General features: G+C 71.6%; 20 protein-coding genes. 12 read left to right on the forward strand and 8 right to left on the reverse strand.

The annotated features are described in order from the left end of the window. The first annotated feature begins 134 nt into the window (after positions 1 to 134). The 7 genes from AMYNI_RS0116385 to ptsP all read left to right on the forward strand — a co-directional run bounded on the left by AMYNI_RS0116385 (position 135) and on the right by ptsP (position 6,836). Positions 135 to 689, forward strand: a complete 555-nt coding sequence (locus tag AMYNI_RS0116385; RefSeq protein WP_020669106.1) for a YbaB/EbfC family nucleoid-associated protein — start codon at positions 135 to 137, stop codon at positions 687 to 689. Beyond that, entirely contained in the window at positions 686 to 1,000 is a 315-nt protein-coding gene (locus AMYNI_RS0116390) for a hypothetical protein (RefSeq protein WP_020669107.1), read from the forward strand. Before AMYNI_RS0116385 ends, AMYNI_RS0116390 begins: the two co-directional genes overlap by 4 nt. Beyond that, the gene (locus AMYNI_RS44685) at positions 993 to 2,021 is read left to right on the forward strand and encodes a hypothetical protein (RefSeq protein WP_020669108.1); all 1,029 of its coding nucleotides are present in this window, start codon (positions 993 to 995) and stop codon (positions 2,019 to 2,021) included. The genes AMYNI_RS0116390 and AMYNI_RS44685 overlap by 8 nt, the downstream gene beginning before the upstream one ends. Then, positions 2,014 to 3,225, forward strand: coding sequence for a hypothetical protein (locus tag AMYNI_RS0116400; protein ID WP_020669109.1), 1,212 nt, complete (start codon positions 2,014 to 2,016; stop codon positions 3,223 to 3,225). The genes AMYNI_RS44685 and AMYNI_RS0116400 overlap by 8 nt, the downstream gene beginning before the upstream one ends. Positions 3,226 to 3,535: 310 nt before the next feature. Beyond that, positions 3,536 to 4,402, forward strand: a complete 867-nt coding sequence (locus tag AMYNI_RS0116405; protein WP_026360532.1) for a ribokinase — start codon at positions 3,536 to 3,538, stop codon at positions 4,400 to 4,402. Between the two features lie 39 nt (positions 4,403 to 4,441). Next, complete coding sequence (locus tag AMYNI_RS0116410; protein ID WP_020669111.1) at positions 4,442 to 5,149, forward strand: hypothetical protein; 708 nt, start codon at positions 4,442 to 4,444, stop codon at positions 5,147 to 5,149. A gap of 43 nt (positions 5,150 to 5,192) precedes the next feature. Then, positions 5,193 to 6,836 (forward strand): phosphoenolpyruvate--protein phosphotransferase, encoded by a 1,644-nt coding sequence (gene ptsP, locus AMYNI_RS0116415; RefSeq protein ID WP_026360533.1) that lies wholly within the window; start codon positions 5,193 to 5,195, stop codon positions 6,834 to 6,836. A gap of 83 nt (positions 6,837 to 6,919) precedes the next feature. Here ptsP and AMYNI_RS0116420 read toward each other — a convergent pair whose 3' ends face one another. After that, a complete protein-coding gene (locus AMYNI_RS0116420) occupies positions 6,920 to 7,564 on the reverse strand; it encodes a DUF1707 SHOCT-like domain-containing protein (RefSeq protein ID WP_020669113.1) in 645 nt (214 codons plus the stop codon). Between the two features lie 75 nt (positions 7,565 to 7,639). Between AMYNI_RS0116420 and AMYNI_RS44690 the strand changes: the two genes are divergently transcribed. Continuing rightward, on the forward strand, positions 7,640 to 8,704 hold the full coding sequence (locus AMYNI_RS44690; protein ID WP_157357373.1) for a hypothetical protein: 1,065 nt from the start codon (positions 7,640 to 7,642) through the stop codon (positions 8,702 to 8,704). On the opposite strand, the gene AMYNI_RS0116430 is transcribed toward AMYNI_RS44690, so the two are convergent. Genes AMYNI_RS0116430 through AMYNI_RS0116440 form a run of 3 tightly spaced genes read right to left on the reverse strand, consistent with a single transcriptional unit; the run spans position 8,705 to position 11,786 of the window. Further along, complete coding sequence (locus AMYNI_RS0116430) at positions 8,705 to 9,373, reverse strand: response regulator (RefSeq protein ID WP_020669115.1); 669 nt, start codon at positions 9,371 to 9,373, stop codon at positions 8,705 to 8,707. After that, positions 9,370 to 10,545, reverse strand: a complete 1,176-nt coding sequence (macS, locus tag AMYNI_RS0116435; protein WP_020669116.1) for a MacS family sensor histidine kinase — start codon at positions 10,543 to 10,545, stop codon at positions 9,370 to 9,372. Before macS ends, AMYNI_RS0116430 begins: the two co-directional genes overlap by 4 nt. Beyond that, entirely contained in the window at positions 10,542 to 11,786 is a 1,245-nt protein-coding gene (locus tag AMYNI_RS0116440; protein WP_051116335.1) for an AI-2E family transporter, read from the reverse strand. The genes macS and AMYNI_RS0116440 overlap by 4 nt, the downstream gene beginning before the upstream one ends. 281 nt (positions 11,787 to 12,067) lie before the next feature. Here AMYNI_RS0116440 and AMYNI_RS0116445 point away from each other — a divergent pair, with 281 nt between their 5' ends. Together AMYNI_RS0116445 and AMYNI_RS44695 are read left to right on the forward strand one after the other, a co-directional pair. Further along, on the forward strand, positions 12,068 to 13,102 hold the full coding sequence (locus AMYNI_RS0116445; RefSeq protein ID WP_040405774.1) for a hypothetical protein: 1,035 nt from the start codon (positions 12,068 to 12,070) through the stop codon (positions 13,100 to 13,102). Positions 13,103 to 13,304: 202 nt separating this feature from the next. Then, positions 13,305 to 16,187: a beta strand repeat-containing protein gene (locus AMYNI_RS44695; protein WP_051116336.1), complete on the forward strand. Its 2,883-nt coding sequence runs from the start codon at positions 13,305 to 13,307 to the stop codon at positions 16,185 to 16,187. Positions 16,188 to 16,272: 85 nt separating this feature from the next. Here AMYNI_RS44695 and AMYNI_RS0116455 read toward each other — a convergent pair whose 3' ends face one another. Next, positions 16,273 to 17,049, reverse strand: a complete 777-nt coding sequence (locus AMYNI_RS0116455) for a dioxygenase family protein (RefSeq protein ID WP_020669119.1) — start codon at positions 17,047 to 17,049, stop codon at positions 16,273 to 16,275. 109 nt (positions 17,050 to 17,158) lie between these two features. On the opposite strand from AMYNI_RS0116455, the gene AMYNI_RS0116460 reads away from it, so the two are divergent. Then, a complete protein-coding gene (locus tag AMYNI_RS0116460; RefSeq protein WP_020669120.1) occupies positions 17,159 to 17,614 on the forward strand; it encodes a MarR family winged helix-turn-helix transcriptional regulator in 456 nt (151 codons plus the stop codon). Here the strand turns inward: AMYNI_RS0116460 and AMYNI_RS0116465 are convergent. Continuing rightward, entirely contained in the window at positions 17,601 to 18,179 is a 579-nt protein-coding gene (locus AMYNI_RS0116465; protein WP_020669121.1) for a TetR/AcrR family transcriptional regulator, read from the reverse strand. The two genes, AMYNI_RS0116460 and AMYNI_RS0116465, sit on opposite strands and share 14 nt — an antisense overlap. 83 nt (positions 18,180 to 18,262) lie before the next feature. Here AMYNI_RS0116465 and AMYNI_RS0116470 point away from each other — a divergent pair, with 83 nt between their 5' ends. Then, positions 18,263 to 18,670, forward strand: coding sequence for a nuclear transport factor 2 family protein (locus tag AMYNI_RS0116470; protein ID WP_020669122.1), 408 nt, complete (start codon positions 18,263 to 18,265; stop codon positions 18,668 to 18,670). Here AMYNI_RS0116470 and AMYNI_RS0116475 read toward each other — a convergent pair. Both AMYNI_RS0116475 and AMYNI_RS0116480 read right to left on the reverse strand, forming a co-directional pair. Next, the gene (locus AMYNI_RS0116475; protein ID WP_020669123.1) at positions 18,667 to 18,966 is read right to left on the reverse strand and encodes an ArsR/SmtB family transcription factor; all 300 of its coding nucleotides are present in this window, start codon (positions 18,964 to 18,966) and stop codon (positions 18,667 to 18,669) included. The genes AMYNI_RS0116470 and AMYNI_RS0116475 overlap by 4 nt on opposite strands. Positions 18,967 to 19,001: 35 nt before the next feature. Beyond that, positions 19,002 to 19,898 (reverse strand): LysR family transcriptional regulator, encoded by an 897-nt coding sequence (locus tag AMYNI_RS0116480; RefSeq protein ID WP_020669124.1) that lies wholly within the window; start codon positions 19,896 to 19,898, stop codon positions 19,002 to 19,004. Positions 19,899 to 20,007: the final 109 nt, after the last annotated feature.

A 20,007-nucleotide genomic window follows, 5' to 3' on the forward strand; every position in this document is an offset into this window, starting at 1 on the left:
CGGACGTGCGGTTGTCTCCCCCGGGTGGTCCGGGTTGGGAAATCCCGGCGGGTTGGCGATACTCCAGACCGGAGTACGGCTGGTATGTCACACTCCGCGATGTTGATCGCACTCGATGCCAAGGGGAGGACCGGGTGGAGCAGCCCCAGCAGTTGTTCGACGCCTTCGAAGCGAAGATGGCCGCTGCTCAGCAGCACGCCAACCAGATGGCCGCGGAGATGGAGCAGGTCACGGTCGGCGAGCGCAGCCGGGACGGCCAGATCGCGGTCGAGGTGGATCACCTCGGCAACCTCACCGGGCTGCAGATCGGCGCGGCCGCGAGGGCCAAACCGGACCTCGCCGAGGAGATCATGCGCACCATGCGGGCCGCGCAGAGCAAGCTCGCCGAGGCGGTCCGGACCGGGGTGCCGTCGATCAGCGGCAGCGAGACCGAGGCCGAGGTGGTCGGGCGGCTGCATTCGATGTACCCGGAACCGGAGCCCGATTCCTACGTCGAAGGTGGGGCGCCGGAGGCAGCCGCGCCGAACCGGTTCATTCCCGAGGAGGAGCGGCACGAGACGGCGCCCCAACCCAAGCCCCAACCCAAGCCGGAACCCAAGCCCAAGCCACCGGCGCCCCCGCGCCCGCAGCGGCCGGACGCTCCACAGGGTCATGACGACGACTACTTCTCGGGAGGTTTCCTCCGATGAGCGACGGCGGATTCGACGTCGACCTCGGCGAGATCACCGCGCACGCGAAGCAGGTGGAAGGCACCTACAGCGAGCTGAAGACCGCCTACGAGGCCGCCAGGCAGCGGATGGACGAGGGCGGTTTCGGCCTGCTCGGCCAGCCGCTGGCGCTGTGGTGCAACAACACCATGAGCGACGCGACGGACACTCTGCAGGCCGCGGTGGAAGCCGGGGAGCGGCATGTGGCCACCCTGCACACCTGGGCGGAACGCAAGCATGTCGACGAGGAAGCCGTGCAGGCGTTGATGAAGAAGGCGAACCCCGGTGGCTGACAACGCGATCGTCGAGGAGGCGAAGGGCGAGACGGCCGCGGAGAAGACCCCCGTCGGTCATGCGCTCGAGGGCGCCGGCATGGCGCAGGACTTCATCGGCGGTACCGAGAAGATCCTCAGCGGCGACTGGGCGGAGGGCCTGCTCGACCTCGGTTCCGGCGCGATGGACGTCAAGGGTTTCCTCAAGGACCCGATCGAGGGCCTGCTCAGCATGGGCTTCGGCTGGATCATCGAGCACGTCGACTTCCTCAAGGAGCCGCTGGACTGGCTGACCGGTGACCAGGACACCCTGGACCTCACCGTGCAGACCTGGGCCAAGATCAGCGAGCACGTGCAGAAGACCGCCGAGGAGCTCACCGACAGCGTGCAGAAGGACTGCGCGCACTGGGAGGGCCCGGCCGCGGACCAGTACCGGACCTACACCCAGGACCAGATCGACGTCTACGTCGGCCTGTCGGACGCGGCGCACGGCGTCTCCGGACTGGTGGACATCTGCAAGACCATCCTCAACGTGGTCCGCACGATCATCCGCGACCTGATCGCGGACACCCTGGCCAAGATCGTCCGGATCCTGCTGAAGTATCCGCCGCCCGCCTATCCGGCGGCGCTGGCCGCCGAGGGAGTGCCCTTCGCCATCGAGAAGGGCACCGAGTGCATGTCGTGGGTGCAGAAGCTCACGCGTGCGTTCCAGAAGGCCGCCGACCATCTGGCGAAGCTCGGCACGATGCTGGCCGACGCGGCGAAGTACCTGGCCCGCGGGCTTGCGCACAACTCCGGCCGGATCGTCGACGCGATGAAGACGGCGGTGAAGGACCTGCCGATGAACGCGGTCACCGAGGTCGGCAAGGAGATGGGCAAGACCATCGCCAAGAACGTGTACGACCAGGCCAGCGCTTCCGACACGGAGGCGGACGGCCAGCCGGTCGGCCGCGAGTCGCGCGGCAAGCGGCAGCACGACCGCGACGAGACGCGGATCTTCCCGGAACAGGGCAAAGAACGGATTTCGGGGACCCTTGAATAAGGCGCAGAATGAGGCGCAGGGCGACCGGCTGATTATCGACAAAGCGACCGGAAAACTGTGGCGGTGGCTGGTCGCCGCCGGGGTCGTCGCGGTGGCCGCGGTGGTCTCGCTGGCGGTGATGCTGCCGGCCCAGCTCGCCAGGAACGCGGCCGACTCAACCACCACCGCGACCATGGGCGTGCTCTGCGTGCTCGCGGTTCCGCTGCTGGTGGTGCTCGGTGTCCGGCGCGCCAGGCCGCGGGAGCTGGTGCTCGACGAGTCCGGGATCCAGTGGCGGGTGGCCGGTTCGACGGTCTGGTCGGCGCGGTGGCCGGAGCTGGCCGGCACCAGGCTGGACCGGGGTACCAGGGACAACGCCAGTGCGGATGGCTCGGCCGTGCGGTACCGGGTCGTCCTGCTGCTGAAGAACGCGGACTTCGCGAAGCGGCACCAGTCGCTGGCGGGTTCGTTCCTCGGTGGCAAGCAGCCGTCCTACACCGCCGAGCCGGTGCTCGCGGAGGCCGAGGCCGAGCAGGTGCGGCAGGCGGTCGCGCGCTGGGGCCGGGGCGAAGCGACGCTGCGAGGTGCCGCGCCTTCGGTGCGAGCCGCTCCGGTGGAGAAGCAGGTGCCGGGGCCGATCGTGCAGGCGCCCGCGCCGGGCCCGCCGGACCGGGAGCCCGTCCGCGAGGTTCGGCCGGTGACGATCGAGCCGTCCGCGGCGAACCCGCGCCGGGCGTTCGCGCTCGGCGGTGGCCTGCTCGCGATCGGGCTGCTGGCACTGGCGTTCCGTGCGGTGGCGCCGGCCGGGCTGAAGGAGCCGCTGCTGGTGGTGACCCTGGCCGGGGTGGTGGCCGCGCTGGTGGTGCTGTTCTGGAACAGCCCGTTGTCGGTGCAGAAGAGCAAGCGGACCGAGCTGATCCTCTCCGGTGACCGGTTGCGCTGGTACGGCCTGGAGAAGCACAGCTGGTGGGATCGCAGCCCGGCGGAGTACGAGCTGCTCTGGTCCGAGCTCGCCGCGGTACGGGTCGGCGCCGATGGTGGCAAGTACTTCGTGGAGTTGGTGCCCGCCGGCAAGGAGTTCGCGAAGCGGCATCAGGAGATGGCGCATCTGCGTGCGGGCGAGGGTTACCGGCTGCCGGGGTCGTTCAGCGCGACCGCGGTGGAGCGGGTCCGCGGGGCCGTGCGCGAACTGCGTCCCGGGCTCATCCGCGGGGAGCCCGCCTAGGCGGGCCGGGCGCCGCCGGCACCGATCACTCGGGGGGCTACGCGATCGGTGCCGGCGACCCGATGCCCGACCGCTGGGCCGGATGGCCCTTCGGTCGGACAACGCGGCCGCGCGAACGCGGCGGCGTGACTGGAGAGCCCACCTGCCCCTCGATGTGACGTCTCGGGACTGGATATACCCCGAAAGAGTGACATTCGGCAAGCTCCTGCTTAAGTGTCGCACCTGGCGAGCAATAAGTTACAAAGTTCTTCACTTATGCATACGTGCTTATGGGTCAACGGCTCGCGGCCGCTCGTGGCAGGCTTCGGCTATGAATCATGACGTGCTGGTGGTCGGCTCCGCCAACGCTGATCTTGTGGTGCCGGTAAACCGCCGCCCCGGCGGCGGCGAGACCGTGCTCGGCGGCGACACCCGGGTGTCGGCCGGCGGCAAGGGCGCGAACACCGCGGTCGCCGCGGCCAGGCTGGGTGCGGACGTCGCGTTGCTCGGCGCGGTCGGTGACGACGCGTACGGCACCCTGCTGCTGGACTCGCTGCGCACCGCCGGGGTGCACACCGGCCTGGTGCGGATCTCCGAGCGGCCGACCGGGATCGCCTACATCACCGTCACCCCGGACGGCGAGAACTCGATCCTGGTCTCCCCCGGCGCGAACTCCGCGCTGACCCCCTCGGACGTCGGCGCGCTGTCCGGGGTCAAAGTGCTGGTGGCGTCCATGGAGATCCCGCTGGAGACCGTGGAACACGCGGTGCGCGCCGCGGCCGAAGTCGGGGTGCGCGCACTGCTGAACCTGTCGCCGGTGGCCGAGGTGCGGCCGGAGACCCTGGAAGCGCTGGACGTGCTCCTGGTCAACGAGCACGAGGCGGCCTGGCTGCTCGGCGAAACCGACAGCGACCCGGCGAAGCTGCTGGACCTCGGCCCGCGTTCGGCGGTGGTCACCCTCGGCGCCCGCGGCGCGCTGGTGGTGGAGCGGACCGGCAGCACCGAGGTGGCTTCGGAAAAGGTGGCGGCCGTGGACACCACCGGTGCCGGGGATGCCTTCGCCGGTGCCCTCGCCGCCGCGCTCGCCGAGGGCGCCACCCTCGCCGACGCCGCCCGGCGGGCGGTCCGGGTCGCCGCGTTCTCGGTGACCAAGCCCGGCGCCCAGCCCTCCTACCCGACGGCCGCCGAACTCGGCTGAGCCCGGAATCCGGCGCACACCGGCCGCGTTGATCCCGACGTGACCGATCAGTTCGTGAGCACCTGGCGTCGCGGCCGGCTGGCGCGCCTGCTCGGCCGCCCTGGTGAGCTGGAGATCGTGCCGCTGGCGGACGCGCTGGCCGCGCTCGGCACCGCCCGCGGGCACGTGGTGACCAGCGAGTACAAGGTCCCGGTGGACGACATCGTGGGCACGGTGGCCAGGGCGGGCGACTTCGACCGGCTGTTCCGGCCGCGGAGCCGGGCGCTGCGCGAACGCTGGGAGGCGGTCGCCGCCACCGACCTCGAACTGCCGCCGGTGCGGCTGATCCGGGTCGGGGAGATGTACTTCGCCGAGGACGGTCACCACCGGGTGTCCATCGCGCGGGCCAGGGGCCAGGCCACCATCGCGGCCAGCGTCCGCTGGCTCTGCACGGTGGCACACGCGCCGCGCTGCCTGACTTTGGCCGATCTTCCGGTGAAGGCGGCCGAGCGGGCCTTCCTCGAACGCGTCCCGCTGCCGGATCCGCTCCGGTTCGGGCTCTGGCTGGACTGCCGGTCGAGCTGGTCGCGGCTGGCCGAGTCCGCCGAGGCGTGGGGTTTCCGGCACGGAATACTGGACCGCGACCGGCTCGCCGCGCGATGGTGGGCCGAGGAGGTCGTGCCGGTGCTTCGCGCGTCCAAGGTGCCCCCGGAGCCGGCCTCGATCGGCTGGTACTTCACCGAGCTCCTCGCGCGGGAAGGTCGGTGAGACCGGCTACCACCACCCGAGTTGGAACGGTATGGTCTAGACCATGTCTGACACGAGCCTGAGCGGAGTGGCGGTGAGCCCCGGCCGTGCGAGCGGTCCGGTGGTCCGGGTGGCGGAGCCGCTCGGTGAGCCGGCGAGCACCCCGGCGCCCGCCGACCCGGCCGCGGAGGCGGCCAGGATCGCGCCCGCCGCGCAGGTCGTCGCCGCCCGCCTGGAGGCGCTGGCCGCTACCGCCACCGGCGAGGCCGCCACCATCCTGATCACCACCGCGGCGATGGCCGCCGACCCGGCGCTGGTCAGCAAGGCCGAGCAGCTGGTCGGCACCGGCAGGCTGCCCGCGGCCAAGGCCGTCTACGACGCGGCCGGCGGTTTCGCCGAGGCGCTGGCCGCGGCCGGCGGCTACCTGGCCGAGCGGGTGCGCGACGTGCAGGACGTGCGCGACCGGCTGGTCGCCGAGCTGCTCGGGGTGGACCCGCCCGGAGTGCCGGAGCTGACCGCGCCGAGCGTGCTGGTCGCCCGCGACCTCGCGCCAGCGGACACCGCCGGTCTGGACCCGGCCAAGGTGCTCGCGCTGGTCACCGAGGAGGGCGGGCCGACCAGCCACACCGCGATCCTGGCCAGGTCGCTGGGCATCCCGGCCGTGGTCGCGGTGCGCGGGCTGCTAGCACTGGACGTCAAGGCGCTGGCCGTGGACGGTGACACCGGGCTGGTTGAGCCCGCCGACCCGGACGCCCCGGCGGTGGCCGCCGTCGCGAGCGGACCGGCCGAATGGGACGGGCACGGCCGGACCGCGGACGGGCACCGGGTGAAGGTGCTCGGCAACGTCGGCTCGGTCACCGACGCTTCCGCCGCGGCGGAAGCCGGTGCCGAAGGTGTCGGCCTGTTCCGCACCGAGTTCTGCTATCTGGACGCGCCGACCGAACCCACCGTCTCGGACCAGCGTGCCGCTTATGCGGCGGTGCTCGCTCCGTTTCACGGGAAACCGGTCATCGTCCGGACCCTGGACGCGGGCGCGGACAAACCGCTGGCGTTCCTCGACCAGGAGGACGAGCCCAACCCGGCGCTCGGTGTGCGCGGGCTGCGGGTGGCCTTCGACCGCCCGGAGATCCTGGACCGCCAGCTGGCGGCCATCGCCGGTGCGGCGACGGATTCCGGCGCCGAGGTCTCGGTGATGGCGCCGATGGTGGCCACCGCGGCCGAAGCCGCGTGGTTCGCCGAGCGGGCCGCCGCCGCGGGCGTGCCGAGGGCCGGGGTGATGATCGAAGTGCCCGCTGCGGCGCTGGCCGCCGACCAGATCCTCGAGGTGGTCGACTTCGTCTCCATCGGCACCAACGACCTGGCCCAGTACACCTTCGCCGCGGACCGCCAGCTCGGCGCGGTGGCCAAGCTGAACGACCCGTGGCAGCCGGCCCTGCTGCGGCTGGTCGAACGGGTCGGCGCGGCCGCCAAGGCCACCGGCAAACCGGCCGGCGTCTGCGGCGAAGCGGCCGCCGATCCGCTGCTCGCGCTGGTGCTCACCGGGCTCGGCCTGACCAGTCTGTCGATGAACGCCGCCGCGGTACGGGCGGTCGGTGCCAGCCTGGCCGGAGTGGGCATGGCGCAATGCGAAGCGGCCGCTCAAGCCGCCCTCGCGGCCACCGACCCCGCTGCCGCCAGAGTCGCCGCCAAGGCCGCCATCACCGCCTGAGGTGAACCGGCCCAACGTGACGTTCGGCCAATAGAACGAGCCAAACGTCACGTTGGGCCGGTACAGCCGGGACGGGAGTTACGTCAGCGGAACAGGCCGCGGCGGGGGTTGCGGATGGTCAGCGAGCCGCCGTGCACCCGCCCGGACAGCACGAACCGCGGCGAGCCCGCGTAGCCGTTCGACCTGGTCTTGTCCTCCAGCGAACCCCACTTGACCTCGGTGATCGAGTTGACGTCCACCGCGGCGTGCTCGGGGATCACGATCTCCACCGAACCCCATTTGGCGTCCAGCTCGATGTGCACCACCGGCGAGGTCACCTGCGCGTCGGTGAAGTCCAGCTTGGTGCTGCCGTACTTGTTGCGCACGGCCAGCTCACCCGGCACCACCCAGCGGCCAGCCCTGGTCAGGGTCGACCCGTGCGCCTTGAGCTCCAGCCGGTCACCGGGCAGCCTGGTCGAGGCCGGCGGGCTCGCCGTGGTCACCATCGCGTCCCGGTGCGTCAGCCCCGGCAGGTCGGCGAGCACCACGTTCAACTCGCCCCTGGTGCGGGCGGCCAGCGCGATGTCGGTGCGCTCGGTGAACTCGGTCAGGTCGAGCATGCCGCGGCCGATCGCCTTCTGCAGCACGTCGACCACGTGCTCGCGTTCCGCGTCGGACACCCGTAGGTCGCGCGGGTTCAGCGGCTGGGTCCCCGGTTCATCGGGCTGCTGGTCGGCCATGGCCGCCATGGTAATGCCGCCAATCTCCTGGTAGATCGGGGAAAAACCCTGAAGAATGCGAGTTGAGCCTGGGTGGGTGATGCCGTGCGCGGTCGCGCTTTGCTGCTTGCACTGGCCTGCCTGCTGTCCGCCTGCACCGCGCTCCCCGAGCCAGCGGGCCCGCCCGCGCCGCCCGGTGCCGGGCCGGGGCCGTTGCGAGGCGAGCGGGTCGAGGGGCTCGGGAAACTCAGCCTGCTGATGCCTTCGTCTCCGCCCACCGTGCTCGACGCGGCGACCGGCGAGTTCCGCGAGGTGCCAGGGGCGCCGGGCGGGGACCGGGTGTACACCGTGCTCCGGGCCGGCAGCACGCCGGTGCTGCTGTCCGCCGCCCGTTGTGCGCCGTTGTGCGCCGACCCCGGTGAAGTGCTGGTTTACCAGGACGGACGGCTGCGTTCGCTCGGCACCGCCCGCAGCGCCGCGGCGGCTGAAGGTGGCGGGACCGCTGACGGTCTCTGGCTGATCCGCGACGACGGCGCCGGGCTGTGCCGGCTGACGTGGATCTCCCTGGCCGGGGTGGAGCGCGATGCCGGCAGCCCGGCGAGCTGCCAGACCACGCTGCGCCAGTCCGGTGATGCCGGGCTGCTGATCACCGTGCAGGCGGGCCGCCCGTCCGCCGAGGACGTGCTGATCGATCCGGCGACCGGCGCGACCAGGCAGCAGTTCCCCCGGATCGCCGCGCTCAGCGGCAACCGGCTGCTGCTCGAGGGCCTGACCGACTTCACCGTGCTGGAGCTGGACACCGATCGCCGCCATCAGCTGGCCAGGCCGGTGCCCGGTGGCGAGCCCAGCCGTGCGTCGCCCAGCCGTGACGGCCGGTTCCTGGCGGTGCCGGTCGAGCACGCGAACTGGTGGGGCGGGCCGCTGCGGGCGGTGGACATCTGGGTGCTGGACCTCGGCTCGCTGGCCTGGCTGCGCGTCCCGTCGATGCCGCTGCAGGCCGAGTTCGCCGGGCACGCGCTGGACTGGTCCGAGTCCGGTGCGCTGGTGCTGATCGGGAAGTTCGCCGGGGAAAGCGTGCTCGGCACCTGGCGCCCCGGCGAGCCGTCCTGGCGTTTCCGGCCGGTCGCGCTGCCCTCGCCGCACGGCCTGACCGTCGCCGCGGTGGGCTAGTTATTCGCCGTCGAGCCCGTGCTCGATGGCGTACCTGGCCAGTTCGACCCGGTTGTGCAGCTGGAGCTTGCGCAGCGTGGACTGCACGTGGTTCTCCACGGTGCGATGGGAGAGCACCAGCTTCTCGGCGATCTGCCTGGCGGTCAGCCCCTTGGCGACCAGCCGCAGCACCTCGGTCTCGCGCTCGGTCAGCTGCGGTGGCGGTTCGACGCCGGCCGGCGCGTCGGCCATCCGCCGGTACTCGCCGAGCACCAGCCCGGCCAGCCCGGCGGTGAACACCGGGTCACCGGCCGCGGTCCGGCGCACCGCGTCCACCAGCTCCGCCGCCGACGCGGACTTGATCAGGTACCCCGCCGCACCGGCCTTGACCGCCTCCAGCACGTCGCTCTGCTCGCCGCTGGCGGAGAGCACCAGCACCCGCGCCGAGGGCAGCACGGCGGTGATCTCCCTGGTCGCGTCCACCCCCGAGCTGCCGCCGAGGTTGAGATCCATCAGCACCACATCCGGCAGGACCGCCTTGGCGATCCGCACCGCGGCCGCCGCGTCCGGCGCGGTGGCGCGCACGTCGAACCCGTTCTCCGCCAGGTCGCGAGCCACCCCGTCGCGCCAGATCGGGTGGTCGTCCACGACCATCACCGAGATGGCCCCGGACCGGTCCGGATCAGTCATCGCGCTGCCCTTCGCTCGGTCTTCACCGTTCTTCGTGGCACCCTGGCCTCCCATTCGGTCCCCGCGCCCGGCGCGGTGTCCAGCGTGACGGTCCCGCCGAGCTCGCGCACCCTGCCCCGAATGGACTCCGCAATACCCAGATGTCCCTGAGCCGCCGCTCGTTCCAGCCGGCCGGGCGGAATACCGGGACCGTCGTCGCGCACGGACACCACCACCTCGTCGCCGAGGTCCTCCAGCAGCACCCAGGCCCGCGCCGACGGCCCGGCATGCTTGTCTACATTGGACAGTGCCTCGCGGACGAAGGCGGCCAGCTCGGCGGCCATCCCGGCCGGCAGCGGGACCTCCCCCGCCGGGGCGGCGACCTGCACCTTCGAGGTGGCCAGCAGTTGCAGCGCGGCACGCAGGTCCGAGGTGCCCTGCGCGCTGGTGCGCACCGGTTCGGTGCTGACCAGCGCCCGCAACGCGATCTCCTGCTCACCGGCCAGCGCGGCCAGTTCCGCCGCCTCACCACCGAGGTCCGCGCCGCGCCGGCGCACCCTGGCCAGCACCTGCAGCACGCTGTCGTGGATGGACCTGGCCAGCCGTTCCCGCTCGGCGGTGGCCGCCTCGGTGCGCAGTGCCCGTTCCAGCGCGGCGCCGGAGCGCCTTGCCACGGTCGCCGTCATGCCGACCAGCAGCCCGCTGGCCACCAGCAGCACCCCGTCCCTCGCCACGTCCAGGTCGACGGCGAACTGGGCGACCGCGGTGCCGACCGCGGTCAGCAGCCCGGCGAGCACCCCGCCGGTGACGCCGAACTGCGCCCCGGCGGCCAGCGGTGGCACGGACGCCCAGACCGACGTGATCAGTGGGTCGTTCACGGCGTACTGGGCGTCGGACAGGATCAGCGGGGACAGCAGCATCAGCCCGCAGGTGAGCAGCACGTCGGCCAGCACGAACCAGTTGCGGCGCAGGCGTTCGCGGGCATAGACCAGGCTGGTGCAGGCGGACCAGGCGACCATCACGCCGAGCACCGTCCAGCCGAGCCACGGCCTGGCGAACTCGTGCTGGTTCGCCAGGCCGGCGCTGACCGCGAACGCCAGCGTGATCATCCGCAGCGCGATCGTCCCCCACCACAGGGGCGTGGCCGGGTCGGGCCGCCGCACCCGCCGGCCGGACCCCGCCGCGAGGTTCACGGCCGTTCGGCGGGCGCACCGGCGGCCGGGTCGTCCTCGCTGTCGGTCTTGCTGTCGGCCTTGTCGCCGGTTTCGTCGTTGTTCGGCTGGGCGCCCTGGTCGTGCAGCACGTCGACGCCGCCGGGGTCGGGGTCCACCTCGTGCAGCAGGGACCGGATCCCGGCGTTGAGCACGGCCAGCAGCGGCACCGACAGCAGCGCACCGGCGATCCCGGCGGTGACCAGCCCGGCGGTGATCGCCAGCACCACCGCGAGCGGGTGCAGCCGCACCGCCCGGCCGAGCAGCAGGGGTTGCAGCACATGGCTTTCCAGCTGCATCACGCCGATCACGATGGCCAGCACGATCAGCGCGGTGACGAAGTTGTTGGTGACCAGCGCGACCAGCACGGCCACCCCGCCGGTGATCACCGCGCCGATGATCGGGATGAACGCGCCGAGGAACACCAGCGTGGCCAGCGGCACCACCAGCGGCACCCCGACGATCCACAGCCCGACGCCGATGCCGACCGCGTCCACCACCGCGACCGCCGCGGTTGCTCGCACGTAACTGACCAGCGAGGCGAACCCGCGCTTGCCCGCCACGTCCACCCGGTTGCGCACCCGCGCCGGCACGCCGCGCACCAGGAAGGACCAGATCTGACCGCCGCCGGCCAGGAAGAAGATCAGGATGAACAGGGTCAGCACGAACCCGGTGAGGATCTCGCCGACCGTGCCGGCCGTGGTCAGCGCGCTGCTGGTGAGCGAGGCCTGGTTGTCCTGCAGGAAGCTGATCGCCTGGTTGATGAACTGCTGGATCTGCTCCTGGCGCAGGTGCAGCGGGCCGTTGAGCAGCCAGTCCTTGATCTGGTTGAGGCTTTCGGTGAGCTGGCGCTGCAGCTCCGGCAGGCCGTTGGTGAACTGCACGACCACGAAGGTGAGCAACCCGCCGAGCACTGCCAGCCCGCCGATCAGCACGATAGCCGCGGCCAGCCCGCGCGGGAACTTCAGCTGCACCAGCTGCGCCACCGCGGGGGCGAGCAGTGCGGCCAGCAGCAGCGCCACCGACAGCGGGATGACCACCACGGACAGGTAGCCGATCAGCCAGAGGATCACGTACAGCGCCGCGATCACGGTCAGGAACCGCCAGGACAGCGCGGCCCCGATCCGGAGGCCCCTCGGTACCAGGGACGTGATGTCCGCGGACTCGGACACGAAGGGGTTTTCTGAAGGGCTTTCCGGGCCTCGGTCCTTGCGCTCGCTCACCCGGCACACAGTATCGGCACTGGCGAATCGACGGGCCGCACAACCGACTCCTGGGTAACCCGATTCGGCCAGTGTCGATCACCGGCCGTGAGATCCGGCCACACCCTGTGTTCTTCACACGATCGTGCAGTCAAGTCGCTGCCGACGTGCATTACCGGTCGCACCTTTGCTTATGTCAGGGGGCGAGCACGACCCCAGGTGCGAACGGAATACAGCTTTCCGCATTTTCCGGGGCGTGCCAAGAGCCTTGAAAGAACTTCCGAGCAGAAATGGTGGCGTGCATGACGGCGAATCAGCGGAGGACGGCTTCGGCCGGCCGCTGGTGTGCCCGTGCGCTGCTGGTTCTCGGTGGTGCGCTGGCCGGTACCGCCGCCGCCTGGTCGATCGTCACCGCGAGCGCGGTCGCCGAAACCCCAGACACCTTTCAGGTTCCGGAGCAGTCCGGCACCGCCGCGGACTCCGGCCGCACCCCGGTCACCGACGCGGTGAACGGCAGCGTCGGCGACCTCGGCCGGGGCGTTTCCGACCTCGCCGGTGCCGCATCCCTTGGCGCGCACGAGGTTTCCGCACCGGGGCACAAAGCCGGTCCCGCCGTCGATGATGCGCCGATCCGCCACCGCGAGCACCAGCCGATCGGCGAAATCGGCCAGCTCGGTGACGTGAACGCCGCCGAGCGCGCCCGCGACGCGACGCGCGACTTCGCCGACCACGCGGTGATCCGCCCGGTGCAGCGCACGCTCGGCGCGGTCGAGCAGATCGTGCGCGAGCCCTCGGACGCCCCGCAGGTGATCGACCGGACGCTGACCCCGCCGCCCGAGGCGAAGGAACTCGGCGAGGCCGTGTGGAAACTGTTCCACCCCAACGGCAAAGACCTGGTCGAGCTGCCGGAACTGCCGAGGCTGCCGATCGGCCAGCCTGGTGCGCCGGCCATGCCCAGCCCCGTGGCCCCCGCTCCGGCGCCTGCCGCGGACCCGCTTCCCGCCGCGCCGATGGGCCCGGTCGTCGACCTGACCGCGAAGCCGCGGCACATCGAACTGCCCGGCGGCACCGAGCGCGGCTCGTCCAAGGACGGCCACGACAGTGACGGCCCGAGCTTCCCGCTGCCGTTCTCCCCCGGCCGCGCGCCGCTGGCGCCGCTGAGCCTGCCCACCGTCCCCGGCGGTTCCAACGCCGGTGGCCACTGCGACGCCTCGCTGTTCGGGATTCCCGCACACGCGATGAGCGCCGTGCACTCCGCCGCGACCGGCACCGTCCGGTTCGGCGTGCGGCACCTGCCGCTCGAGCCGGGCGCACAGCCCGGTGTCACGCCTGACTGAAATCCTCGCGGGGTAGCGCACGCGCCCTGATTCGCCCGCACTTTCCGGTGCCGGCAGCGCGTTGCCCTTTCCTCCCCGCCCTCGCCCCCCGCGGCGCACGTCGTGCTGCCCGCGATGCCAGGGCTTCCTCGCCGAATTCGCGAGCGAACGCCCGACCCCGAAAAAGCCCGCAAGGGAACCCAAGAAAAAGGAGAACACCCCCATGCAGTCCTGGGCAAAGCGCGGAATTCAAACCGCGTTGGTCACGGGCGGTCTGCTGATGCTGGGTACCGGCATCGCATCCGCCGACGAAAGGGCCGCCGGCCCCGACACTCCGGCGGGTCCGCTGGACCTGAGTGTCAACATCCCTTACGAGCTCGACGGCAACGCGATCGGCACCCCGCTGGGGCAGCTCGACGTGCCAGCCGCCAAGGGTGAGCTGAGCACCAAGCCGCTCACCGCGCCGCTGTCCGGCGCCACCGCACCGGCGGCCAAGATGACCGAGCCGGTGGCCAAGGCCGCCAACTCGGTCGGCAAGGAGGCCGCGAAGACCGCGGCCAAGACTGATGCCCAGCAGGCGCCGAGCGGCGACATCTTCAAGGGCAACAAGATCTCCGGGGACCTGACGGTCCCGCTGCAGATCTGCGACAACGCGATCGGTGTCGTCGGGGACGCGAAGGCCGAAGGCGCCGGCTGCGACCAGACCACCACGAGCAACAAGGACATCTCCACCGACGGCACCAACTCCGGCCTCGCCGGCAACGCGGTCGTGCTGGACTGGGCGCTGCCCGTCCAGATCGCGGGCAACGCGGTCGGCGCCGCCGGCGGCAGCGGCTACGCCACCGGTAGCGCCACCCAGAGCACCACCGAGACCGGCGACATCACCACCAGCGGGGACGGCTCCGGCACCTCCGGCAACGTGGTGGCCGGGCAGTTCGCCACTCCGATCCAGGTGACCGGCAACGCCGCGTCCTGGCCGCTGGCCAACGCCTACAGCGACTACCAGGCCGAGACCGAGGCCGAGTCCGGCGGCTGGATCAAGACCTCCGGCGACGGCGGCAGTGCCTCCGGCAACGTCGGCGGCGTGCCGATCGCGCTGCCGGTCAAGTTCAACGGCAACTCGGCCGCCGCCTGGGGCTCGGACGCCGACTCGGTGTCCAGCTCCGAGGCCGACGCGTCGGCCGGCGACACCACGCCCGGCATGGAGGCCCTCGACGGCAGCGGCCCGATCGACAGCTACATCCAGACCACCGGGGACCAGTCGTTCCTGGCCGGCAACATCGCGCAGCCGCAGGGCGCGCTGGTCGCCAACGTGGCCAGCGTCGCCGCTTCCTGGATCGGCAACGCCACCACCGGCAACGCGCTCGGCAAGTACCAGGAGTCGGCCAGCTCGCACTCCAGCGAGGTCGAGGCCGGTGGCTTCTCCAGCACCTCCGCCGACCAGGCGGCCGGCTCGGGCAACATCGCCGACGCGCCGATCGCGCTGCCGGTCGAGGCGTGCGGCGTCGGTGGCACCTACATCGGCAACGCGCACGCGGCCTGCGACAACGAGATCGAAGCGGACGCGGGCGACGGCACCTACACCAGCGCCGACGAGACTTTCCTCGGTGGCAACTCGGTGAACCCGGCGCTCGCGTCGACCGCCGAGGTGTTCGGCATCGGCGGCTCGCACATCGGCAACGCCACCGGCACCGCGACCGAGACCAAGAAGGTCGAGGCCGGTGGCTACAACGGCACCACCGGCACCGACTCCGCCGGTGCGGGCAACCTGGTGCAGGTCCCGCTGGCCGTGCCGGCCGAGGTCTTCGGCATCGGCGGCTCCTACATCGGCCAGGGCCAGGCCGACGCCTCCGAGGTCAAGGAGGTCACGGCCGGCGGCGGTGGCAACACCGACGACGACAACGGGTTCCTGACCTCGAACGCGGTCGCCGGCCCGGTTTCGCTGCCCGCGCAGGTCTTCGGCATCGGCGCTTCGCACATCGGCCGCGGCGTCGGCGAGGCCACCGCGGACACCACCTCCACGGCCGGCGGCGACGTGAACGCCACCGGCAAGGAGGCCGGTGCGGCCGGCAACATCGTCTTCCCGCAGGTTTCGCTGCCGACGCAGGTGCACGGCATCGGCGGGTCGTTCATCGGTACCGGTGACGGCACCTCGGACAACCTGACCGACTCGAAGGCCGGTGGCAAGGCCACCGCGGACGGCCAGGACGGCGCGGTCGCCGGCAACGTCGTCCCGGTCCCGGTCGGTGGCGCCGCTTCGGTGGCCGACACCGCGGCCGGCCTGGCCGCGCTGGTTTCCGGCCAGGGCGTCAACGACGTCGTGTCCGAGGCCGGCGGCGACACCGAGACCAACGGCGACGGCGGCGGGGTGTCCGGCAACATCGTCACCGCGCAGGGCCTGCCGATTGTGCAGGTCTTCGGCGATGCCGTCGCGGCGGGGGCCAAGGCCACCGGCATTGGTGCGAACATCACCGACGCGAGCTCGGGCGGCGACACCACCACCTCCGGCATCAACGCCGGTGGTTCCGGCAACATCATCGACGTTCCGGTGGCCGCGGTCCCGCAGGTCTTCGGGGACGCGGTGGCCGCTGCCGGGGTCGCGGACGCGGTGAGCGAGAACGAGACCGACGGCACCGTCGGCGGTGACTCCACCACCAGCCCCGGCAACGTGAGCGGGCTGTCCGGCATCGACGGCCAGCTCCCGGTCGGCGCGCTGGTGCAGCTCTTCGACGTTTCGCTGCCCGTGCTCGGCCACGCGATGGCCGAGGCCACGAACGACACCGACATCGACAACGACCCGCTGATCAACCTGCCGATCGACGGTGACGAGCTGCCCGCCACGTCGCTGCCGGCACTGCCCACCGCGCTGCCGGAGCTGCCCGCGGCCCCGGCGATGCCGGCCGTGCAGCAGCGGGAGGACACCCCGGCGGCCGTCTCGGGCGACCTGTTCGACGTCGTGCCGGGTGAGGTGCTCACCCTGCCGGAGAACCCGCTGAGCGGCGTGCGCGTCACCCCGGAGGTCTCCACCCTGGAGGCCACCCCGCTGAGCCCGTGGCAGAAGGTCGTCGGCTTCCTGACCGGCAAGCCGATGCACATCCAGGGCTGATCGTTCAGCGCTGAACACACTGAAGCCGGGCCGGGGAGCAGCCAGCTCCCCGGCCCGGTTTTCTTTTGCCCCAAAGGTTTCCGGTTCAGCCGAACTGCACGGAACGCTTCGCCAGCCCGTACCAGTAGCCGTCGATCACCGTCTCCGGTTTCGCGATCCCGGCCGCGTCGGCTGCACCGAGCGAGACGAACAGCGGCGCGAAGTGCTCGATCCGCGGATGCGCGAGCCTGGCCGCGGGCGCCTTGTGCTGGAAGTCCAGCAGCGCGTCCAGGTCGCCGCCGCTCAGCGCCTGATCGCCCCACTGGTCGAACTCGGCCGACCACCGCGGCGGTGTCCCGGCGCTGTCCGGCACCTCGCGCAGGGCGTGCAGGTTGTGCGTGAAGAAGCCGCTGCCGATGATCAGCACGCCCTCGTCCCGCAGCGGAGCGAGCCGGCGGCCGAGCTCGAACAGCCGCCGGGGGTCGAGCGACGGCATGGACAGTTGCAGCACCGGCACGTCCGCCTCGGGGAACATCTCCACCAGCGGCACGTAGGCCCCGTGGTCGAGCCCGCGGTCCGGCGCGTCGTGCACCGGGCCCAGCAGTTTGCGCACCTTCGCGGCGAGGTCCGGCGCGCCCGGCGCCGGGTAGGTCACCCGGTAGTAGTGCTCCGGGAAACCCCAGAAGTCGTAGACCAGCGGCACCGTGGTGGTGGCGCCGAGGGTCACCGGCGCCTCCTCCCAGTGCGCGGACACCACCAGGATCGCGGACGGCCTGGTCAGCGTGCCCGCCCAGTCCGCGAGCTGGCCCGTCCAGGTGGGATCGTCGGCGAGCGGTGGTGCGCCGTGGCTCAGGTAGAGCACGGGTGCGGATGTACCGGACATCCCGACCTCCTTATTGAAACTTCAACTATAAGGCAGGACGCCGGAGCGGGCTCGGTTATTCCAGCCTCCGCTCGATTACCGTGATCGAGGAAAGCCGAGAGGGGTGCCCATGTCCGATCCGGTGGCCGAGGTGGAGCGCGGGATGATCGCCATCCGGCGCGCCCAGGCCCGCCGGACCCTGTCCAGACTGGCCAGGCAGCGGGCCGGCGCGCAGCTCGACCCGGCCGTGCTCGGGGTGCTGGACGCGGTGGAAGAAGGTGCGCAGCGGGCGAGCACGGTCGGCTCGATCGCCACCGCGCTCACCATCGACCAGCCGCGTGCCAGCAGGCTGGTCGCGCGCGCGGTGGCTGAAGGGCTGCTGCGCCGGGACGCCGACCAGCGGGATGGCAGGCGGGCCGTGCTGGTGCTCACCGAAGCCGGGCAGGCGGCCCTGGACCGGATGCACGAGTTCCGGCGCGCGGTGTTCGCCGAGGCGATGGCGGACTGGCCGGAGTCCGATCGGGCGGACTTCGGCCGGTTGCTGACCGCGTTCGCCGAGCGGTACGCCGAGATCAGCGCGGAGTGAGCCGCCCGTCCGCGAGCTGACGCAGACCGGGGCGGAGCAGCTCGCGGATCCGTTCCGCGGTGGCGCCGCGCAGCGGTTCGAGTTCCAGCAGGTTCCGGCCGAGCGTCACTCCGAGCAGGGTGCTCAGCATCAACGCCGCGCGCAGTTCGGCGTCCTCGCCCTCGATCGCCGAGCTTGCCTGCTGGATCTGCTGGGTCAGCGACTCGCGCACGTGGGCGGCGGCTTCCGGATGGGTCAGCATCGAGCGCACCGCCGCGTCGGACCCGCCGGGCTGCTCGCCCAGTTTCACCCCCAGTACGTCCAGCACCAGCTCCGCGAGCCGTTCCGGGTCGGCGGTGAGCGGCTTTTCGGTCGGTGCCAGCACGGCCTGGCGGAAGAGCTGTTCCTTGGTGCCGAAGTACTGCATCACCAGCGCCGGGTCCACCTCGGCTGCGCCCGCGATGGCCCGGATGGTGCTGCGCTGGTAGCCGACCTCGGCGAAGATCTCGCGGGCCGCGTCGAGGATCTTCTGCTCGCTTCGGCGGCGGCGTTCCGCCCGGCTGGGGCGTGACTGCGCTTCGCTCACGGGATGACTCTACAAGTGTTGAACGAAGCGCGATTTCGCTCTACGGTCGTTGAGTCAACACTTGTTGAGCGAAAGGGGTGGACATGACCGTCGAAACGCCGCTGAGTGCGCGGGAGCTGTTCGAGGAACTGAGCCGGAAGCCAGGGTTCGCGATCGACGAGTACTGGGCCGAGGACGTGGTGATCGAGCAGCCGTTCGCCCTGCCGCCGAGGCGGACCGAGGGACGGGCGAACTTCCTGGCGGCGGCAGTGCCGGGCCGGGCAGCACTGCCGGTGCGCTTCGACGGCATCCGCGACCCGGTGGTGCACGAGACCGTCGATCCGGAGCTGATCATCGTGGAGTTCCGGCTGGCCGGCACGATCACCACCACCGGGCGGTCCGCGTCCGCACCGTTCGTCGTCGTGTTGCGGGTGCGGGACGGGAAGATCGTGCTCTGGCGGGAGTACCAGAACGTGGCGCTGATGACCGAGCTGCTCGGCGAGCTGGGTTAGCCGACCTCGGCCAGCGGCACCGGGCGCAGGCCGGACAGCAGGCCGTCCAATTGGTCGAGGCCGCCGGGGTGCACCGAATAGCAGATCTGGGTGCCGCGCCGCCTGGTGGTGACCAGTCCGGCCTCGCGCAGCACCTTGAGGTGCTGGCTGATCGTCGGCTGGCTGACCCCGAACACCTCGGCGAAGTCGCAGGCGCAGGTCTCCGGTTCCCTGGCCAGCTGCCGCATGATGCCGAGCCGCACCGGGTGACCGAGGGCGCGGAACATCGCCGCGTTCCGGTCCGCTTCGTCGGTCATGCCGTCCAGTTTAGCAAAGCTATATAGCCGGATGGCTAAATCGGATCCCGGTTCGACAGGCGGTGGAAGTACTCGCCCGCGAACTCGGTGAGCCGCTGAGCCGCGACCGAGGAATAGGTGTCCGCGCGCCAGACCAGGGTCAGGCTGCGGTAGCAGTCCGGGGCGTCCAGCCGCATCCAGGAAACCGGGGTGTGCAGGGCGGAGTGGCGGGAAAGCGCGGGCACCAGCCCGACGCCGAGGCCCGCGCCGATCAGGTCTCCGGTGACGCCGGGTTCGTCGCTTTCGCAGGTGTAGTCGGGTTGTAGCCCGGCCGCCGCGAACAGCCGGTCGGCCAGCTCGCGCGGCCAGTAGCCGGGGCGGGTGGTGACGAACGGTTCGCCGGCGAGGTCTTCGGGCCGCACGCGTTCCCGCCCGGCGAGGTGGTGCCCCGGCGGCACCGCGAGCAGCACCTCCTCGCGCAGCAGTTGGCGCGTCCGCAGGTCCGGGCCGGGTAGTGGCTGGGAGGCGAAGCAGAGATCGACCTCGCCGGTGCGCAGCTGTTTCGCCATGGTCGCGGCGGAGGACTGGTAGAGCCGGATGTCGACGCCGGGGTGTTCCGCGCGGAACTCCCGGACCAGCCCGGTGAGCGTGAGCAGGGTTTCCGCGGCGACGGCGATGCTGCCGTGGTCGAGGCCGGCGGCGTCGGCGAGCTCGCGGCGGGCGTCGTCCAGCTCGCGCAGCACCCGCTCGACGCGGCGGAGGAACCCGGCGCCGAACCGGTTGAGCCGCAGCCCGCGGCCGGTCCGGTCGAACAGCGGCACGCCGAGGTCGGCCTCCAGCCTGGCGATCGCGCGGCTGAGCGAGGGCTGGGCGACGCGCAGCTCGGTCGCGGCCTGGCTGAGGTGCTCGCGGCGGGCGACCGCCTGGAAGTAGCGGAGCTGCAGCAGGTCCATTTTTCATAGCCTATACGTCATGATTACATGCTGATTCTGGTCTTGGACAGCATGGATCTCCCGGCCATAACGTCGATCGCGAATGGCGTGCTGACCAGGAGAGGGTGTG

The organism is Amycolatopsis nigrescens CSC17Ta-90, assembly GCF_000384315.1.
Lineage (GTDB): Bacteria > Actinomycetota > Actinomycetes > Mycobacteriales > Pseudonocardiaceae > Amycolatopsis > Amycolatopsis nigrescens.